Raw genomic sequence first — 20,383 nt, 5'->3', positions numbered from 1 at the left:
TTGGCTGTAAAAGTTCTAATAAGTAATTTAAGATTCTACAGGGACAGGACGAAGGGAATTAAATTGTGTTGTGTCTATTTTTGGATAAGCCAGGTTAAGCTGCTTGAAAGCTGAGACTATGATTTTGAGTACCAGATAATCTCGGAACCAGCGATGGTTTGATGGCACGATATACCACGGGTTATTTTTAGTACCGGTAGACGAGAATACATTTTCATAAGCTTTGACATAATCATCCCAATATCTTCTCTCTTCCAGATCACTCGGATCAAATTTCCATAATTTCTCCGGGTTCTCCATACGCTCTTGGATTTTCTGCAATTGAAAGTCTTGAGAGATATGTAAAAAGATTTTGATGATCTGGGTACCACTCTCCGTCAGAAGTTTCTCGAAATGTTGGATATGCTTTAAACGCTTACCTGCCTCTTTGCCATCGATGTTACCATGGACTCTCGTAATGAGCACATCTTCATAATAGGATCTGTTAAAGGAAGTGATATAGCCTTTCGCCGGCGTTACTTTGTGCGTGCGCCAAAGAAAATCATGCAAGGCTTCATCACTCGTAGGTTGTTTGAAACTCTCTGCACGAAAGCCTTGCGGATTCAAGCCAGAAAGAACCTTTTTCACAACCCCATCTTTACCACTGCAATCCATCCCCTGAAATATGATGAGTACCCCATGAGATTTACTAGCGAATAGCTTCTCTTGTTCCTCTTGAAGCTGTTCCTTTAATTCTTCAAATTCTGCTAGGATCTTCTCCTTATCTTTGAAACCAGCCGTATCATTTGGATCAAAATCCTTTAGCGCCTTACTGTGTTTATTATCCAGGCGGTAATGTTTGAGCATGTTCATTTCCTCCCTTGTATTTAGATGATTAAGAATTCATATGATGAATTGGTATATATCATTACACGTCCTGAACTGTATTTCAATCATACTTTAGACATGCACGAATGAGCAGCTGTAAGGTTGTAGATAAAATATTAGGGTTTTTCCGGATAAAGCTGTTGTTCTTATTGATTCCATTGCTTCCCTAACCGTATGAATACATTAGGAGAGTGGTTTGCTGTAGCATAGAGCGCCTTTTTATTTCGAATTATTATGGGTGACTTTATATCTCTTGAAAGGGTGTTAGCGTGCTTCTAAATAAGTATAGGAACCTATAATTGAACTTGATGATTCGTTGAAACAAGTGTGGGTGTGTGCTATCATAAACTTTAAATCAATTGAAGACGTGAACGTCGGGAGACCTGCCATTCCCGGCCTTTTTTTATCATTACAACGATGTTTTTTGTGATCTGATCCTATAATTATTAGATGCGTCAAGTATGAATCTACTAAGAATCAGTCCTTTAGATTTCATATAAGGAGTTGCCGAATTTTTGAAAACACTAGTGATTGCAGAGAAACCGGATATGGGACGTAATATAGCAGCCGTGATTGAACCGAAAGCCAAAAATTCGCGCACCTACTTGGAGGGTGAGAATTATATTATTACTTGGGCTATCGGACATCTGGTAGGTCTTGCAGAACCCGATGCCTATGACACGAAGTACAAACGTTGGAATTTTCGGGATTTACCGATACTTCCAGAGTCTTTTAAAATTGTTGCACATCCGAAAACCAAAGATCAGCTGACTACGATTGGTGAACTTGCGAAGCGCTGTAATCAGATCGTAAACGCCTGCGATGCCGGACGAGAAGGACAATACATATTTGCATTAATTCAACAGCAGCTTAAGCTAATGCAGCCCGTTAAGCGTCTCTGGATCTCAGATCTAACGGCTGAGAGTATTGCTAAAGGATTTAGAGAACTGCATGGAGCTGAGGAATTTGAGCATTTGACTCAAGCCGCTAGGGCGCGAAGCGAAGCAGATTGGCTTATTGGCATGAACGCAACAAGGGCTTTTACGACTAAACACAACACCTTACTGTCCGTTGGCCGAGTTCAAACCCCTGTTTTGGCACTTATCTATGATAGGCAGAAGGAAATTGAAGCCTTTGACTCGCTTACCTATTTTGATGTGAAAGCCAGCTTTCGTCAGGATGCACTGGAATATATAGGTTCATGGCAGGGAGATCGGATTACTTCAAAGGAAAAGGCGGAGACCATTGCAGCTAAGGTACAAGGTAAAGAGGGGACAATTACCAAATATGAGGTAAAGGAAACGAAGGATTATCCTTTGAAGCTATATGATCTTACGTTATTGCAGCGTGAAGCGAATGCTAAATTCAGTTTTTCCGCAAAAAAAACACTAGATATCGCTCAAGCATTGTATGAAAAGCATAAGGTGATTTCCTATCCGCGTACGAACTCAAACTATGTAAATGAACAAAATATTGAAGGCATGCACAAGGCACTGAATATGCTGAAGTCTACTTCATTTAAGGAACAGGCTGAGGGAGCTAACCCGATACTTGTACATGTGAATAATAAATCGGTGTGTAACCCTGAGAAAGTCGAAGATCACCATGCGATTTTACCAACGTTAAAAAGAGCGGGACAGCTTAGCAAAGAAGAGCAGCAACTATATGATCTCATTGTGATTCGTTTCTTGTCTCACTTCTATTTACCTGCTGTTTATAAGCAGCACACGGTGCTTACTGAGGTGGAGAAGGAAGAATTCAAGACCAACATTAAGGAACTGCTTTCTTTAGGCTGGAAAGTGTTGATTCCTAGTGCTGATAAGACCTCTAAATCGAGTAAAAACAAGAATGATGAGGAAGAGGAGAATTTAGAGTGGAATGATCGTTCCTTTGATCTTGACGCGGATAAGCCTGTGAATTGTTTCAAGAGTGAAGCAAAAGAAAAGGCTACACAACCCCCGAAGAGCTACACCGAGGGAACCTTACTTAAGGCGATGGAGAGCGCAGGCAAGAGCATCGAAAATGATGAGCTTCGTGATGCAATGAAAGATAGTGGACTTGGCACACCAGCAACACGTGCAGCAACCATTGAGCGATTGAAAAAAGTCGGATATATTGTGATGCAGGGCAAGAAAATCATCATTTCTCAAAAGGGTAGAACAGCCGTCGAACTTATCCGCCATGCTGGAATTGAGCTTTTGACTTCTCCTGAAATGACGGGTCAGTGGGAACGTAGATTGTATCAGATATCTAAGGGTGAAGCGGCTTCCGAGAAATTTATGGATAATGTGCAAAAATTTACGGTTTCTATTATTCAGAAGGTATCCACCCAGCGTTCAGCGCCCTCTTCTAGGTTCGGAATAGAGGACAATAAGAACAAGGATCGTGTCAAACCTGAAGCGAAAAAGAACATCTCAGCTTCGGCTACTCGCAAAAAGGTTGCTTCTTCATCCTCTGACAAGAGTAAGTCATCATCGCCTGCGGAGAGAGTATCGTATGGAGCTTGTCCTCGCGAGAGTTGCTCAGGACATATTATTGAGGGTAAAAAGGGATACGGTTGCACGGGCTTTCGTGAGGGCTGCACCTTTGTAATTTGGAAGGAATATGAGGGTAAAAAAATCAGTGAAGCTATGCTCAAATCTTTATTGTCTTCTGGAAAGACGCAGCTGCTCACTTTCCAGGACAGTCGAGGAGAAGCCTTCAAGGCTAAAATCATACTCAGTAATGCTGAGCAAGGAACACTTGGAATAGAGCGGCAGAAATCGTAATTAAATACGGTCAAAAGAAAGGACCCTTAGCTAAGGGTCCTTTCTCTTGTTTCTTTTGCAATTTTTTCAGCAATAACATCTGGGATCTCATCTATAGAAGTGACCGTATACAATGAGCTATTTGGCTCATTTTGCAAATCGACCATATTAAAGATCCATTCATTAGATTGTTTAACATAGATGCTATGCAGACCTGCCGTCAGTGCCGGTCTTACATCTGTACGTAGTGAGTTTCCAATCATCCAGGTCGCGCTACGGTTGAATTTCCCTTGCTGAATAATATGTTCAAGGGTCTTTTCATTCTTATGCTGCGTAATAAATATACGATCGTCGAAGTACATACTGAGCTTCATTCGATCAATCTTACGCTGCTGGATGGCAGTTTCACCACCGGTATATAAGTAAAGCTTGTGCCCGGCAGAAGAGAGGGTTTCTAAAGTTTCCACCATTCCCGGATATGGCTCAATTTCCTGGTCATACACACTCATGCCTAGTTTTGACAACTGTTGTTCAGCCAAAGGATGGGGCTGGCGGTTGAATTTCTGACTGAAGAAACGGTAGGTTTCAATTAATGATCTAGGAAAATTACCGCTGCTGAAACCCTTTTGATGAACAGAGGCCACATCAATTTCAACTTGCTTCTGACGGATCTCTTCGGTCGTAATTTGTTCACCGTTAAACCATTGGTGTACAAGTTCAGCGAACTGATCTAATATCATTCCGAAATATTTATTACAGTGGATGAGGGTATCATCCAAATCAAACAATATATCTTGTCTTAATGTGTTCAAGTATGTTCACTCCTTATAGACGAATGTATGATTCCAGAAACATCTGGAGTTCAGAGGCACCGTCTGGTCTTATGCTGAATTTCTCTTGATTGTCAACTTCCAAATGAATACGCAGTAATCCAGCAACTCGGAGAATCATCATGTGATGCATTAACATCTCTTCTGTTTGAACCAAATCACGCTGCATATCATCGAGCGAACGCGGCTGATCAGCCAAATAGCGAAGTAGACGCAGCCGTTTAGGTTCGGAGAGCGCGTGAGTCATCCGTAAAAGAACAGTCGGTGGCTCATCCTCATTCTCTTCAGGTACGTCAACTGGATACTGAATCAGCATCATTTTTTGATAGAAGCAGTACGTATTAATCGGACGATTATGAACCGTTGGGAAAAGCACGATCGTTTCTAGTCCAGGAATGTCTTCCACAACAAGGCCGCCAGAAGCATATTCCACAAGAGCTTGCGGATCCATCTTTGTGAGCAACATTTTTTTCTCCAGAGCATCTTCTTCAATTAGCGGAATAATCGATGACTCTACGTTCTTAAAATAATGCTCATACCACAGCTCAAGAAGTGGCGTATATTGGTCACGAATGCGCCGAGTGTTCTCAATAGTCAAAGAAGGAAGATAAGGTGAAGCGACTTCAAGCAGCACTTCTTCCGGGGTATGCAACAGACATTCTAAGTAAGTCAATACGCTATCGCCATTATTACGATGAATAGCCCAGGCATATAGCACATCATAATCGTCAAATGGCCAAGAGGCTGTCTGCGCAATTGCTTGAGAGACTTCAGGTTCGAGCCGCTCAGCTACTTCACTAATCCACTCTGGTCCAATATCCAGATTGCGGACCCACTTTTTAGAGGTATATACCATAAAACTTCCAAGTAATTCATAGATCGGTGAAACGTCAATTTTCACTTCATAGTTCATGAAACCTTTAACCTCCTATGAAAATCAATGCACTTCTTTCATTATGGCTTGTTGAGACGGGGGTTGTCCACTATAATGTTCAAGTAGTTTGCCCCGGAATGCATCAGAGGAGGATTTAAGTTGTCACAATTAAACATCAAGAATAACACACAGTCGTTTCATTTCTTCATATTAATTGCAGTTATTGTCGCTGCTGGTCTTAGTCAAGGTCTACTGCTCCCGATTCTATCCATTGTTTTAGAACAAAAAGGGGTATCATCTTCTGTTAATGGATTGAATGCTGCGGCACTATATTTGGGTTCGTTTGCCATGACTTTAGTGGCTGAAAAGGCTCTTAACGCATTAGGATTTAAGAAGCTCGTTACAATTGGTCTTATGATCGTGCTCATTTCAGTTATTTTATTTCCAATGCTTCCTTTCGTCAAAGTATGGTTTGTACTTCGGTTACTTGTAGGTATAGGCGATAGCGCTGTGCATTATGCAGCACAATTATGGGTGTTATTGGTTACACCCTCAGAGCAACGCGGTAGAAATATTTCTTTGTACGGAATGTCCTATGGTCTGGGGTTCAGTTTAGGGCCGTTAGGTATTCGTTTACTTCCTTATGGACTGGCAATTCCATTTATGGTTCTTGCTGTATTGATTCTGCTCGTACTTCTGCTCGTACTGGTGAAGCTCCCGGACTTCCGACCTGAGAAGCTGGAGGGTTCAACTCAGATGCCGAACAGATTCCGCCGAAGCTATCATCTGGCTTGGTTTGCATTACTCCCAGCTTTACTCTACGGTTATATGGAAGCAGGAATTAATAGTAATTTCCCTGTATATGGTCTGCGCACTGGATTTAGCGAATCACAAATTGCCTTTTTACTACCTTTCATTGGACTTGGAGGTCTTGTATTTCAGCTTCCTCTCGGGATGCTGAGTGATCGTTTTGGACGTAAAAAGCTGCTGATGATTTGCGGAATCATTGGTGGTGCAGCTTTCATGCTTGTACCTTATGCAGGCACTCATATGGCATGGATGATTATCCTGCTTAGTATTGCAGGCGGTATGGTAGGGTCTTTCTTTTCGCTTGGACTTGCATATGCGGCAGATATTTTACCCAAGATGATGTTGCCTGCTGCCAACGTGGTTGCATCGTTTCATTTTAATATAGGCAGTATTGCAGGCCCCAATATTGGCGGCCTTCTTATGGGATATGGATGGAAGGGCGGCATGTTTACGGTACTTGGACTTGGATTTATTGTGTTTGCATGCACGGGACTGCTCATACGAAAAGAACCTAAATAAAATTAGAACAATTGTTCGCATGGAATTCCACCGCTTTTTCCAATACACTATTTATATAGAGAACTAGAGACGATGGGAGATATGTCATGATCAACATCAAAGGTTTAACGAAGTCCGTCGGTGTGGATAAAATACAGATTTTGAAAGATGTGTCTTTAGAAATACAGCGTGGTGAAATGATTGCTTTGGTTGGACCGAGTGGGAGCGGCAAGAGCGTATTCTTAAGGTGCTTAGCTCTTAAAGAAAAATGGGATAAAGGTAGCTTCGTCATTGACGGAGAAGATATACAGAAAAACTCGTTCTTAGGTAAAAGAAAAATTAAACGAGAATGGGCATACTTAGAACAGAATCCGCATCTTAATTTGAATCGTACTGCGCTTAAGAATGTACTCATTGGACAAGCCAGTCAGACACCGATTTGGCGTATGGCAACAGGTATGGTACGTTCGGATGATTATATGGGAGCAATGGATGTTATTGAGCAGCTGGGACTGCTAGAGAAGGCACATCAGAAGAGTGACACATTAAGTGGCGGTGAACGCCAGCGGATTGCTATTGCACGTGCTTTGGTGCACGGAGCAAAGGTGATTGTAGCAGATGAGCCTGTCATCGGACTTGATCCTAAATCAGCAGAAAGTGTAATGCAAACACTACGTAACCTTTGTCTTGAAGAGCGAGTAACGGTAATTTCCGTATTGCCACTTGAACTAGCTGAAAAATATGCTACTCGTATTGTCGGAATGTCAGAAGGTAAAATCATATTCGATATTTCCGGAAGAAGATTAACGTCTCAAGAACGCAACCTTATGTAATCTGGAAACGTTTATTATATGGAAAAGAGGGGTGTACTTGCTTAAATTGAAATATTTTCGTTTCTGCGGCGCCATCCTCATGATGTTTCTTCTTAGCGGCTGTACATTTCTAATTTATCCCGTATCGTTAATGCGAGCTCCACAATTGACGGCTGAAAAAGAAGATCTAAAAACGATTATTCATTCGCAGTTGCCAGAAGGGGCGACAATCGTTAGATCACGGGATGAGCAAGACACAAATCAGATCCACTTTGAAGACCTCGATGGTGACAAAATTAATGAAGCGATCGTTTTCTATGATACTTCATCCGAACAGCCTGCTAATATCCAAGGGATGATTTTTAAGAATGTGAAGAACACATGGGTAAAGCAGGTTACGTTTACTGGTGAAGGTACAAGGCTTGAGTCATTACAATTCGAAGATCTGACGAATAACGGCATTAAGAATATTATTGCGGGTTACTCACGTCGGGATGATAATGACGTTTTGCAGGGTCTAGTCGTCTATAATTATACAGGCAGTAGTGTGGAGAAGATCTTGGAACTACCGTATACGAAATTTATTATTGATGATTTAAACGGTGATCATATCAAAGACTTATCCGTTTTACAGCTTGTGAAAAACGAATACGCATATATGACGACATATCAATACAAAGATAGTTTTATAGAGCTAGACAAAATTGAAATGGAACCTTTTGTTTCGGGTTATTACAATATTGTCGCAGGTAAAGTATTGAAGGATCAAGAAGGTATTATTGTCGACACTTTAATTGGCGAGAAAAGCTCGAAGTCTCAAGTCATCATTATGAAGGATGATAAACTGGTTGTAGCTCTTGATTCTAAGAAGACCTATAAAGAATGGCCAATTGCCAGTCAAGACGTGGATAACGATGGGATCCTCGAAATAGGCAGTGTTGAACCGCCTAAAGGATGGAGCTTTTATAAGACCACAGATATTCCATTGCTTACGATTTATAGCCAGTGGGATGGTAAAGATGATCTTATATTTAAAGCACAGGAGTACCGAGATTACATTAATCGTTTCCATTTAGGGTTCTTTCCTAAAAGTTGGTATGGGAACTTAACGATTGATACGAAATCTGTTATTGATGAATATTTGCGATTTATTTTACTCGATAACGGCAAGGACACGGGAAAAACCGTTGCTGAGATTAAATTTTTTACGTTATCCCAGTGGGAAAAGCAACATGAAGATTGGAAATATCTCGTTCGCAAAAATGAAAAGGTAATTGGGTACAAAACCTATGGTGATTGGGAAGTTAATGCAAATAATAAACGGTTGAATAATGAAGTACCTCCGATAGAAAGGAAGGAAAAAACAGGTGAGTAAAGTTCTAATTTTGGAAGACGAGGACTCAATCCGTAGTTTTATTGTGATTAATTTGAAACGGAATGGCTTTGATGTACTTGAAGCTTCGAATGGTAATGAGGCATTGGAGAAATTAATGACTGTGCCTGATATTGATATTGCGCTTCTAGATGTCATGGTTCCAGGTATTGATGGATTTGAGGTATGTCGCCGAGTACGTGAAACGAATGAACGGATAGGTATTATATTTCTGACTGCTAAAGTTCAGGAACAGGACAAGGTATATGCCCTCTCAGTAGGGGCCGATGATCATGTTAGTAAGCCATTCAGTCCTACAGAGTTGATAGCACGGATTCAATCACTGTTACGTCGTGTCCATGTGCACCGGGAAACTTCTGCTAAAGTTAGCTTTCAGTCAGGGGCGTTCAGTCTTGATTTGATATCTAAGCAGTTTAAGAAGGATGGGCAGGGGATTGAACTTACACCTACGGAATTCTCACTTATTCAATTTTTTCTGGAGAAGGAGAACACACCTCTTAGCAGAGACGTGTTACTAGATCACGTATGGGGCAAGGAATATATGGGTGATCCTAAAATTGTTGATGTGAACATCCGCCGTTTACGTCAAAAAATTGAAGAGAATCCGTCAGAGCCAGAATATCTTCAGACCGTTTGGGGCCATGGGTATAAGTGGAAGGGCCAAGGACAATGATTAAGAAAGGCATACGCAAGCAGATCGTCATGCATTATTTTATTGTTGTATTCTCGGCGCTTCTGCTGGCGGAAGTCATTTTTTTATTAGCTATTCGCACGTATTACTATGATAGTATTTACAGCCATATATCTCAAAACATCCGTAATGTCGAAGATATTTATCAAAAGTTTAAGCCAGTTAGTGATGATTTGGGTTCGGATGATCTCTCTTATATGTTGTCTAGTTTTGAACTAAAAGGAACCGAGCTACAGATACTTAATACGCAAGGGGAGGTTCTAATCAATCTGTCGGAATTTCAGCCCGACGTAGCGATTAAGACCAGTGACATTTCCCAAGCGCTTTCTGGTAATACGGGGCGCTGGGTAGGCCGCCAGATCGGAACGAAGGAAGATGTAATGGCAGTATCCAAGCTGGAACAAATCAATGGGCAGGATGCGTATATTATACGGTATATTACTTCGCTCGAATACGTTAATGATAAGCTCCTTAATGTTACTTTGTTGGCTGTTAGTGTCGGAGCGGCGGTTCTCGCACTTGTGCTTGGTTTCAGCATGGGGCTTGCTAATTCCATTGTCAGACCACTAAATAATATTACTGCGGTTTCCGCTCAAATGGCGCAAGGTAAGTTTAGCGCCAGAGTAAAAGGTGATTATAGGTATGAACTTGGGGAGCTAGCAGCTACACTCAATTATATGGCAGAGGAAATTATCCGTAGTAATCAGGTGAAGGATGACTTTATTTCATCGATTTCACATGAGCTACGGACGCCGCTGACGAGTATTAAAGGTTGGGGGGAGACCATTAATTCTGGAGGTTATGATCCTGAAGAGACAAGGATTGGGATGGAGATCATAACGAAGGAAACGGATCGCCTAATCGGACTGGTTGAAGAGATTTTGGACTTCTCCAAATTGCAGCAGAACGAAATGAAAATCATTATGGGCAGGGTCAATCTTAAAGAGTTACTTCAGGAAATTATGCTCAATTTATGGACCAAGGCTGAGAAACGAAACATTGAGCTTAGGTTAAATTCAGAGGATCGTCCAATTGTAATTGGCGATGCAAACCGATTAAAACAAGTATTCCTGAATCTTATTGATAATGCGATTAAATTTTCACACGAGGATTCAGCGATTGATCTCATCGTTCATGAAGAGAATGGTAAAATCATTACACAAGTATGTGATACTGGAATTGGTATTGATGAGGAACATCTGATTCGTGTTAAAGACCGATTCTTTCAGGTTAATCCGCTGAACGGTGGTACAGGCCTTGGTCTTGCGATTACACAGCAAATCGTTGAGCTACATCATGGTAACATGATTATGCAGAGTAAACTAGAAGAGGGTACGACGGTCATTGTTACATTACCACTACCTAAGAAAGAAGATATCCCAGGTGAGTTAATTTAATAATGCAGGGATACAGAATGCATGCAGACATCTGTTGAATCATGACAAAAGAGCGGGTCCCTAAAGGACACCGCTCTTTTTATATTCGGATAAGTCATCATATTCAAATGGATGTTCCTAACTCAAATGTGAATTAAGAAGAAAGTCCTTCAGCACGCAAGCGTCCCTTTTCGTATACATCTTGAATGAGGCGGGAAGGCTGGGTACGTACAGATGGTTTGGCTAGCACGGTCTCATAAGGTCCAATGACAACAACATGGCCTTCTGAGCCTTTAATTACAGCGCCATCCTTAATTACAGCACCTTCACCGATAATAGCCCGGTCAATAATAACATTGCGGCCAATTTTAACATTTGGCATAACTACACTATTCTTGATCTCAGAAGATTTACCAACTTCTACACCACAGAACATAACCGACTTTTGTGCAGAACCGTCAAGATAGCAGGTTTCTGATAAAAGACTGTTAGTAGATGTGCCACTCTTTATTTTATGAGCACTAAGTTTAGTACGCCAAGGGCGGGTATACATAGGCCATTCGCTATCATGTAGCTTCCAATCAACATCATTGGAAAGAAGGTCCATATGCGCTTCCCACAGGCTCTCTACAGTACCAACGTCTCTCCAGTAGCCTTTAAAACGGAATGCGAACAATTCATCTTGGTTTTGTAGCATCGTAGGGATTAAGTCCTTACCAAAGTCATGTGATGATTGGTCATTAGCTGCATCCCTGATCAGATGTTCACGTAAATATGACCATTTGAAGATGTAAATTCCCATTGAAGCCAAATTGCTCTCTGGTTGAGCAGGCTTCTCAGCAAAATCAGAAATGCGGAGCTCATCATTAACGCTCAGCACACCAAAACGACTAGCTTCTTCCCAAGGTACTTCCATAACAGAGATAGTGGCTGCAGCATTATTTTTCTGATGGAATTCCAGCATTTCACTGTAGTTCATATGGTAGATGTGATCACCCGAAAGAATTAATACATTTTCTGGATTTTGACGATCGATATAATCAATATTTTTATAAATTGCATCAGCTGTTCCTGAATATTCTGCGGATCCTGTATTGTAAGAAGGTAGTAAGGATATTCCGTCATCACCACTTGTGTGGATACCCCACGGTTCACCTTCACCGATATGTTGGTGTAATGATTCTGCTTCATACTGTGTTAGAACACCAATCGTATCGATGCCTGAATTCACACAGTTACTGAGAGGAAAATCGATAATACGGTAACGACCGCCAAACGGTACGGCGGGTTTTGCCTGTTTAGACGTCAACGGTGATAATCTGCGACCCTCACCTCCGGCTAGTAACATGGCGATGCATTCTTTCCTCTTCATGTCTTTTCCCTCCAAAATTGTTTTATCCATGTGATATATACTTAAACGGATAAATGACCACATGAAACGAGTATATTGAAAAATTCCTGAAAAATTACAACTTTATTTTTCAAACATTATTTTCATAATTCATTTCCCCTAAAATAGGGTAAAGAATGGTGTGCACTATATTTATAAAGAGGGTGATTATATTGGTCAATGAGGCAAAAGTAAAAGAAACAATGATTTCATCAGATAATATATATTTGTTCCATGAAGGGACCTCATATCACAGCTACCAATATCTCGGTGCGCATCGTGCGATTGAGAATGGGCTCGAAGGCATAAGATTTACCGTATGGGCTCCTCATGCCCTAAAGGTAGGGTTAGCATCGGACTGGAATAATTGGAATGGTGATACAGATCCATTAGATAAGATACCCGATTCGGGTTTTTGGAGTCGTTTTGTAGCTGGGATTGAACCCGGCACTTTTTACAAATATGATATTACGGGACCCAGCGGTGAGCGATTTTTGAAGGCAGACCCATATGCGTTTCAAGCGGAATTAAGACCTGCAACAGCTTCAGTCGTCACATCGCTTGAGGGGTATGTATGGAAGGATGCAGCTTGGCGTAGGAAGAGAAAGTCCCCATACCATAAAGCAATTAATATTTATGAAATTCATTTTGGTACATGGAAGCAAAAAGAGGATGGCACCTATTATTCTTACCGAGAAATGGCCGACATACTCATTCCATATTTGAAGGAAATGAATTATACACATGTGGAATTTATGCCGATGGCAGAGCACCCTTATGACTTATCATGGGGATACCAAGGCACGGGATATTATGCCGTAACTAGCAGATTTGGTACACCACATGACTTTATGTACTTAGTGGATTGCTGTCATCAAGCAGATCTCGGTGTAATTCTGGACTGGGTACCTTCCCATTTTGCAAAGGATGCGCATGGACTTCGTTTATTCGATGGAACCCCTTTGTTTGAATACAGTGACCCATACAAAGCAGAGAAGCCTGGATGGGGAACCCTTACATTTGATTACGGCAAGAAAGAAGTCCACTCCTTTCTGATTTCTAATGCGTTATTCTGGCTAGATCAATTCCATATTGATGGACTTCGAGTAGATGCGGTAACAAGTATGCTTAAATTAGATTTTGAGAAAAAAGAAGGTCAGTACCAGCTTAATGATCATGGAAGTAATGAGAACACCGAGGCTATCGATTTTATCCAAAAGCTAAATACTGCAGTTTTTCGATATTTTCCAAACGCACTTATGATGGCAGAAGAATCAAGTGCTTGGGCGGGCATCACCTCACCTGTGCATGAGGGTGGGCTTGGTTTCAATTATAAGTGGAATATGGCTGGATGAACGACACGCTGGATTACTTCGAAAGCTCGTTTGAGGAAAGACCTTCTCTTCATAACTTGCTAACGTTTCCCATCGCCTATGCTTATTCTGCCAATTATGCGCTCCCGTTGTCACATGATGAAGTCGTACATGGCAAGAAGTCATTGTTAGATAAGATGCCCGGGACTTATGAACAGAAATTTGCTGGACTCCGTATTTTACTTGGTTACCAGATGACGCATCCAGGCAAAAAGCTGTTATTTATGGGAGGCGAGTTTGGGCAGTTTATCGAGTGGAAGGATCAAGAACAGTTGGATTGGATGTTGCTGGATTATGAAAGCCATCGCACCATGCAAAAATATACAGCTGATCTTAACCAATTGTATCTCGAGGAAAAAGCACTATGGGAGCTGGATCATGAGATAGAGGGTTATCAATGGATTTGTCCAAATGATTATTTGCAAAGTATTATTTCTTATATAAGAAGAGGCAAGAAAACTGGGGATACGTTAATCGTTGTAATTAATTTTCTGCCTGTAACTCGTGAGAATTACCGAATCGGTGTGCCTCGTGCGGGCACGTATGTACCTGTCTTTAACAGTGCAGATCCAGTATATTCCGGGTCCAATGAAACGGAAAATATCGTAACAGCGCAATCGACGAACAAAATTCCTTGGCATGACCAGAAACAAAGTATCGAATTCACGCTGCCTGGTCTTAGTATGGTTATATTCAAAAAAGAAACGAAAAGAACAAAACGAACTGAAGGAGGAAATTAGGCATGAAAGTTTTATTTGCTGCTGCGGAATCGACTCCGTTTATTAAGACAGGAGGACTAGCAGATGTAATCGGAGCATTACCACAGGCTTTGCAACGGGGTGGGGCAGAGGTACAGGTTATTCTTCCAAAATACAGGGGGATACCTGATAAATATAAACAAGAAATGCAGCATATAGCGGAAGTGCAGGTTCCTGTGGGCTGGAGAAGCCAATACTGTGGTATCGAGAAGTTAGTACATGATCAAATCACGTATTATTTTATCGATAACGAGTTTTATTTTGGCCGTGATGGTGTGTATGGTTATGGTGATGACGGGGAACGGTTTGCTTTTTTTAACCGGGCTGTACTTGAAGTACTGCCTGTCCTCGGCTTTCAACCGGATGTCATTCATTGCCATGATTGGCATACTGCATTAATTCCTGTACTGCTACAGGCTCATTATAGGCACAATCCGTTCTATTATGATATTAGGACGGTATTTACGATACATAACTTGCTCTATCAAGGTATTTTCCCTTATGAAGTGTTGCATGAATTGCTTGGGCTGCATAATGGGTACTTCACCTCAGAAGGCCTTGAATATTATGGGAATGTTAATTATATGAAGGGCGGTCTTATTTATTCGGATCATGTAACGACTGTCAGTCCTACATATTCTCAGGAAATTAAGACAAGTCATTATGGATATGGGTTAGAGGGCTTACTACAATCCTTAGGAGGACGACTCAGCGGGATTGTGAATGGTATTGATACCAAAAGCTATAACCCAGCAACAGATCCCACGATTTATACAAAGTATCGTTCTAATTTGGTTAAAAAGCGTGAGAATAAACTTCAGTTACAACAGGAGATTAATCTCCCTGTATCGCCAACGGTGCCTTTAATTGGTATGGTGACTCGGCTTGTGGATTCAAAAGGTCTTGATTTGGTCATGCGCGTGCTGGATGAATTATTGTATTTTGATGATGTTCAATTTGTTATCTTAGGTACAGGTGATCGGGTCTATGAGGACTGGTTCCGAGAAGCGGCAAACCGGTTTCCAAGTAAAATGTCTGCGCAGCTCAGCTTTAACGAAGCGATGTCGCGTAAAATTTATGCGGCAAGTGATCTGTTTCTGATGCCTTCGAAATTTGAGCCATGCGGTATTAGTCAATTACTCGCACTGCGATACGGGAGCATCCCTATTGTTAGAGAAACAGGTGGGCTGAACGACACTGTACACGCGTATAACGAGTTTACGGGAGAAGGTAATGGTTTTACCTTCACTGATTATAATGCCCATGATATGATGCATACGATCCGCCGTGCAACTTCGTTCTACAATCAACCTGAACGATGGAATCAAATTGTGAAGACAGCATTTAACGGAGACTATAGCTGGAACGTATCAGCCAAAGAATATATGGAAATTTATAATCAGATTTCTGAATGATGAGATTCAATCGTTTGGTCCGAAAAAACCGCCGTGTCAACATCGACGCGGCGGTTTTTCTATGCTAATTATTTAGTTTACGATATATGATTCGATATCCGTATGGATCAAGTCCAATATGCATCATACCATTAATCGGAACTACAGGTTCGCTCGATAGAGCATCTTTCCAATCGGTGATTACAATCGGATGAGACAGCGTCTGGTGTTTGTCTGTGTTATTCATCCAAATGATGAAGTGGAATTGGTCATCCATACGTTCATACACGATGCAGGAATCATTGGCATCTGCTTTTAAGAATCGGAAACGACCACTTTCATTCAGAGTTTTGTGATCCTTACGTAATTTAATCATGATCTTATAGAAATCATACAGTTCTCGATCTTGCTTGGATGGATCCCAAATCATGCACTTGCGGCAATCCGGATCGCCATCGCCCGTCAGACCAATTTCATCACCATAAAAGATACATGGCGTCCCCATGAAGGTGAACAAGAACACGACTGCCAATTTAAGTCGGCGTTTGTCATTTCCTACTCGAGTCAATAGGCGAGGTGTATCGTGACTGCAAAGCATGTTAAAGACAACTTCATTTGTTTGTTGAGGATATCGCATCAGGATCGCACCCGTTCGATTGGCAAAAGTCAGTCCATCCATTCTACCGTTAAAGAATTCAAGCACTTTGTCAGCAAAAGGATAATTCATGACGGAGTCAAACTGATCACCATTTAGCCAGTTAAGTGAGTCGCTCCATACCTCACCCACTATATAAGCTTCCGGGTTAGCCTGTTTAACAACCTTACGGAAATCGCGCCAGAAGTGATGATCGACTTCATTTGCCACATCCAAGCGCCAGCCATCCAACTTAATTTCTTTAATCCAATATTGAGCGACATCGAGTAGATATTGTTTCACCTCAGGATTGGCAGTGTTAAATTTGGGCATATTTCCAAAGAAACCAAAGGTATCATAAGTAGCAATACCATTCTGAACTCTTGCTGGAAACTCATTTACATGAAACCAATCAGCATACTTTGATTCCTTTCCATTTGTAAGCACATCTTGAAATGGAGGGAATTGCTCACTACAATGATTAAACACTGCATCAAGCATGACGCGTATTCCTTTTTCATGACAGACTTCAACCACACGCTTTAACAAGGCATTATCACCAAATTGAGGATCCACTTGTTTATAGTCCACCGTATCATATTTATGGTTTGATGGAGAACGAAACAATGGTGTGAAATAAATGGCATTAATCCCTAGATCTATTAAGTGATCTAAATGATCTAGAACTCCTTGTAAATCACCGCCGAAAAAGTTCTCACGGGTAGGTTTACCACCCCAAAGTTCAGTACCCTCAGGATCAATAGAAGGATCGCCTTTAGCGAAACGTTCAGGAAAAATTTGATAGAATATGGCTGACTTGGCCCATTCAGGTACTTTAAACACATCGATTTCATGTATGTAAGAAAATTCAAAATAACCGTTTGTTGGGAATGGGAAATGGTGAGAGATGCTTGTTTCTAGCATATATAAGGTTTCAGTGCCCGCAGTGATTCGGAAAGCGTAACTCAAGCGTTTATATTTCGGTGTTACAGCAGCCTCCCAAAAATCAAACATTTCATCACAGGCTGCCTTTTCCATCGCAATTTCACAGTAGCTCTGATCCCAGTCATATTTATCTCCTGCTAATACGACAATGCTATCGACATCATTTCTCTTTGTTCGGACACGTAAGTGAATCGTATGATCGTCATATGCATAGGCCCATTTGTCTCTTGGAACATGATAAAAAGCTTCTAACAGCATGTTTAGTTCCCTCCCGGAAGTGTAAATTAAACCAGATGTATCGATATAACATTGTATTCAATACACGAATAGATTTAGGCTGAACCATGTGAAGAATAAAATGATTTGTCAAATAACAGCAATGTTTATCGAGCGTATGCATTTGTAAATACGTCAAATTATTGAATAGTAGTTAAATTGTATAATTATTACATTGCATAAAGATGCAGCTTAGTCTTATAATGATTCAGTCTTTTCATTCTGTTTCTGAAAATGAATGGACGAAAAATTATAAGATTACATTAGATGATGGGAGAGATAGATAATGAAGAAAATGGGTACGATGAAAATGGTATTATGTTTGATGCTAGCAGTTACGGTTCTTAGTGCATGTGGTGACAATAAGAGTGAAGGTGACTCGAAGCGTAAAACAATCGTAATGGGAACAAGTGCTGATTTTCCTCCATATGAATTTCATAAAGTAGTAGATGGTAAGGATCAGGTTGTAGGATTCGATATCGAAATTGCGAAGCAAATTGCTGCCGATATGGATGCAAATTTAGAAATTAAGGATATGAACTTTGAATCACTTCTCGGTGAGTTGTCCACGGGACGTATTGATATGGTTATTTCGGGCATGACTCCTAAAGAAGAACGGAAGCTTCAAGTGGATTTCTCAAACAATTACTATAAAGCAGAGCAAGCTGTGGTTGTACGTGAAGCTGATAAAGAGAAATACAATACGATGAAGGCACTTGAAGGAGCGAGCTTTGGTATTCAGAATAGCTCCATTCAAGAGGATATCGCTAAAACGATTCCGGGCGCTAAAATTACAGGGCTTAGTAAAATTTCGGATATTATCATGCAACTAAACTCAGGTCGTGTTGATGTAAGTATCATGGAAAAACCAGTTGCGGAAGCCTATATTAAGAACGTTAAGGGACTTGTGATTACGGATGCTGTGCCAGTCAACGAAGAAGATGGTTATGCGATCGGAGTTAAAAAAGGGAATAAAGAACTTGTGAAACAAATTAATACGACGTTAGATCGTTTGAAATCAGAAAATAAAATCGAACAGTTTGTTTCTGAAGCAAGTGAATTATCTACAAAATAACATAAGCATATTCATCATCACGTGAGAGAATAGCGAAAAGGATTCGCTATTTTTTCGATTAATAGCCATTTTTCTGTTAGTTTTAACACAATTTATTTGAGGGAGGTTCTAGGGAAATTATGAATATATTTACAATGATATATGAGTATCGCTCCTATTTCCTTACAGGGATACAATATACACTATTGCTCGCTGTAATAGGTGTCATATTCGGATTTATGCTGGGGATCGTCATATCCCTTATGCGGATGTCCCGGTTCTGGTTGCTACGTTTTTTAGGTACAATATGGGTTGAATGCATACGAGGTACACCTATGCTCGTTCAGTTATTTATTATTCACTATGGTCTTGTAAGTTTTGGAATCAAATTCACACCCGTTGAATCTGGGGCTGTTACACTGATTATAAACAGTTCAGCGTACCTAGCAGAAATATTCCGTGCAGGTATTCAAGGAGTTGACCGTGGACAAGCTGAGGCTGCTAGATCACTCGGAATGGGCTCCGGAATGACCATGAGACATATTATACTTCCGCAGGCGTTAAAAAGTGTTCTTCCGGCGATTGGTAACGAGTTCATAACGGTAATTAAGGAATCTTCTATCGTTTCTATCATCGGTGTAGCTGATTTGATGTATGGGGCTCAAAAGGTAAGTGGCATTACGTATGACTTCTTAACACCGCTACTCATTATTGCCTTAATTTACTTAATTATCACTTTCTCATTATCCAAGCTGCTTGGTTTGTACGAACGGAGGTTGAACGCAAGTGATAACCGTTAAGAATCTGTATAAGTCATTTGGTAAGCTTGAAATATTAAAAGGTATTGACCTAGATATTTTTAAAGGTGAAGTTGTCGTCGTCATCGGTCCAAGTGGATCAGGTAAGAGTACTTTACTTCGCTGCATGAACCTGCTGGAGACTCCAACAAGTGGAGAAATAACGTTTGAAGAACAAGTAATTACGGATAAGAGACATGATATTAATGAAACACGTGAGAAGATGGGCATGGTATTTCAGCAATTTAATTTATTTCCTCATAAAACCGTGCTTCAAAATATAACGTTAGCGCCCATTAAGGTGAAGAAGCAATCGCCTTCAGAAGCCGAAGTTATCGGCTTAGACTTACTTCAAACCGTAGGACTAGCTCATAAGCAGGATGCCTATCCTTCTCAGCTATCTGGTGGGCAGAAGCAGCGTATTGCCATTGCACGCGCACTTGCGATGCAGCCACATGTCATGCTGTTTGATGAGCCGACGTCGGCTCTTGACCCAGAAATGGTCGGCGAGGTATTAGAAGTCATGAAGAAGCTTGCTGAAGGCGGAATGACAATGGTTATTGTCACTCATGAGATGGGCTTTGCGCGTGAAGTAGGAGACCGAATTGTATTCATGGACGGCGGTCAAATTATAGAGCAGGGAACGCCTGCTGAACTGTTTGGTAATCCGCAGAACAGCCGTACACGAGATTTTCTCAGTAAAGTGTTATAGGTTGAAGGGATGAAGGGGATATTCTAATATAAGGAGTCAGGACGCGAATTTGCGAGCCGGGCTCTTTTTTTATATGAATAAATGCTTCACTAGCTTGATTAATGGTGAGAAGATGAATATGCTGTGGATATTGCTTTTTAAAACATCATGGA

General features: G+C 40.9%; 15 protein-coding genes and 1 pseudogene. 11 read left to right on the top strand and 5 right to left on the bottom strand.

What is annotated here, in order from left to right; all coding sequences use genetic code 11:
• Positions 1-27: 27 nt before the first annotated feature.
• Positions 28-846, bottom strand: coding sequence for a PPK2 family polyphosphate kinase (locus tag JCM16418_RS06895; protein WP_052020098.1), 819 nt, complete (start codon positions 844-846; stop codon positions 28-30).
• A 536-nt stretch (positions 847-1,382) separates the two neighbouring features.
• Here JCM16418_RS06895 and JCM16418_RS06890 point away from each other — a divergent pair.
• Positions 1,383-3,635 carry a type IA DNA topoisomerase gene (locus tag JCM16418_RS06890; protein ID WP_036647111.1) on the top strand — a complete coding sequence of 751 codons (2,253 nt, stop codon included), beginning with the start codon at positions 1,383-1,385 and terminating at the stop codon, positions 3,633-3,635.
• A 26-nt stretch (positions 3,636-3,661) separates the two neighbouring features.
• On the opposite strand, the gene JCM16418_RS06885 is transcribed toward JCM16418_RS06890, so the two are convergent.
• The gene (locus tag JCM16418_RS06885) at positions 3,662-4,426 is read right to left on the bottom strand and encodes an HAD family hydrolase (protein ID WP_036647110.1); all 765 of its coding nucleotides are present in this window, start codon (positions 4,424-4,426) and stop codon (positions 3,662-3,664) included.
• Between the two features lie 13 nt (positions 4,427-4,439).
• Positions 4,440-5,357, bottom strand: coding sequence for an ArsR/SmtB family transcription factor (locus tag JCM16418_RS06880; protein ID WP_036647109.1), 918 nt, complete (start codon positions 5,355-5,357; stop codon positions 4,440-4,442).
• 120 nt (positions 5,358-5,477) lie between these two features.
• Between JCM16418_RS06880 and JCM16418_RS06875 the strand changes: the two genes are divergently transcribed.
• The 5 genes from JCM16418_RS06875 to JCM16418_RS06855 all read left to right on the top strand — a co-directional run bounded on the left by JCM16418_RS06875 (position 5,478) and on the right by JCM16418_RS06855 (position 10,919).
• Positions 5,478-6,647, top strand: a complete 1,170-nt coding sequence (locus tag JCM16418_RS06875) for an MFS transporter (RefSeq protein WP_242403736.1) — start codon at positions 5,478-5,480, stop codon at positions 6,645-6,647.
• An 86-nt stretch (positions 6,648-6,733) separates the two neighbouring features.
• On the top strand, positions 6,734-7,459 hold the full coding sequence (locus JCM16418_RS06870; RefSeq protein WP_036647108.1) for a phosphonate ABC transporter ATP-binding protein: 726 nt from the start codon (positions 6,734-6,736) through the stop codon (positions 7,457-7,459).
• Between the two features lie 37 nt (positions 7,460-7,496).
• The gene (locus JCM16418_RS06865; RefSeq protein WP_052020097.1) at positions 7,497-8,813 is read left to right on the top strand and encodes a hypothetical protein; all 1,317 of its coding nucleotides are present in this window, start codon (positions 7,497-7,499) and stop codon (positions 8,811-8,813) included.
• The gene (locus JCM16418_RS06860) at positions 8,806-9,504 is read left to right on the top strand and encodes a response regulator transcription factor (RefSeq protein ID WP_036647106.1); all 699 of its coding nucleotides are present in this window, start codon (positions 8,806-8,808) and stop codon (positions 9,502-9,504) included. Before JCM16418_RS06865 ends, JCM16418_RS06860 begins: the two co-directional genes overlap by 8 nt.
• Positions 9,501-10,919 (top strand): sensor histidine kinase, encoded by a 1,419-nt coding sequence (locus JCM16418_RS06855; RefSeq protein WP_036647105.1) that lies wholly within the window; start codon positions 9,501-9,503, stop codon positions 10,917-10,919. Before JCM16418_RS06860 ends, JCM16418_RS06855 begins: the two co-directional genes overlap by 4 nt.
• Before the next feature lie 133 nt (positions 10,920-11,052).
• Here the strand turns inward: JCM16418_RS06855 and JCM16418_RS06850 are convergent, their stop codons facing one another.
• Complete coding sequence (locus tag JCM16418_RS06850) at positions 11,053-12,270, bottom strand: glucose-1-phosphate adenylyltransferase (protein ID WP_036647104.1); 1,218 nt, start codon at positions 12,268-12,270, stop codon at positions 11,053-11,055.
• Positions 12,271-12,491: 221 nt separating this feature from the next.
• Between JCM16418_RS06850 and glgB the strand changes: the two are divergent.
• Both glgB and glgA read left to right on the top strand, forming a co-directional pair.
• A pseudogene (gene glgB / locus JCM16418_RS06845) lies at positions 12,492-14,401 on the top strand (1,4-alpha-glucan branching protein GlgB).
• Between the two features lie 2 nt (positions 14,402-14,403).
• Positions 14,404-15,834 (top strand): glycogen synthase GlgA, encoded by a 1,431-nt coding sequence (gene glgA, locus JCM16418_RS06840; protein WP_036647103.1) that lies wholly within the window; start codon positions 14,404-14,406, stop codon positions 15,832-15,834.
• A gap of 64 nt (positions 15,835-15,898) precedes the next feature.
• Here glgA and JCM16418_RS06835 read toward each other — a convergent pair whose 3' ends face one another.
• Complete coding sequence (locus JCM16418_RS06835; RefSeq protein WP_036647102.1) at positions 15,899-17,650, bottom strand: alpha-glycosidase; 1,752 nt, start codon at positions 17,648-17,650, stop codon at positions 15,899-15,901.
• A 304-nt stretch (positions 17,651-17,954) separates the two neighbouring features.
• Here JCM16418_RS06835 and JCM16418_RS06830 point away from each other — a divergent pair, with 304 nt between their 5' ends.
• From JCM16418_RS06830 to JCM16418_RS06820, 3 genes are all read left to right on the top strand, one after another.
• Complete coding sequence (locus JCM16418_RS06830; protein ID WP_036647101.1) at positions 17,955-18,743, top strand: transporter substrate-binding domain-containing protein; 789 nt, start codon at positions 17,955-17,957, stop codon at positions 18,741-18,743.
• A gap of 119 nt (positions 18,744-18,862) precedes the next feature.
• Positions 18,863-19,522, top strand: coding sequence for an amino acid ABC transporter permease (locus tag JCM16418_RS06825; protein ID WP_036647100.1), 660 nt, complete (start codon positions 18,863-18,865; stop codon positions 19,520-19,522).
• On the top strand, positions 19,509-20,231 hold the full coding sequence (locus JCM16418_RS06820) for an amino acid ABC transporter ATP-binding protein (protein ID WP_036647099.1): 723 nt from the start codon (positions 19,509-19,511) through the stop codon (positions 20,229-20,231). Before JCM16418_RS06825 ends, JCM16418_RS06820 begins: the two co-directional genes overlap by 14 nt.
• Positions 20,232-20,383 lie beyond the last annotated feature (152 nt).

Source organism: Paenibacillus pini JCM 16418 (genome assembly GCF_000576305.1).
GTDB classification, from domain to species: domain Bacteria; phylum Bacillota; class Bacilli; order Paenibacillales; family Paenibacillaceae; genus Paenibacillus_AQ; species Paenibacillus_AQ pini.
This window is presented reverse-complemented; position numbering and strand designations above follow the sequence as displayed.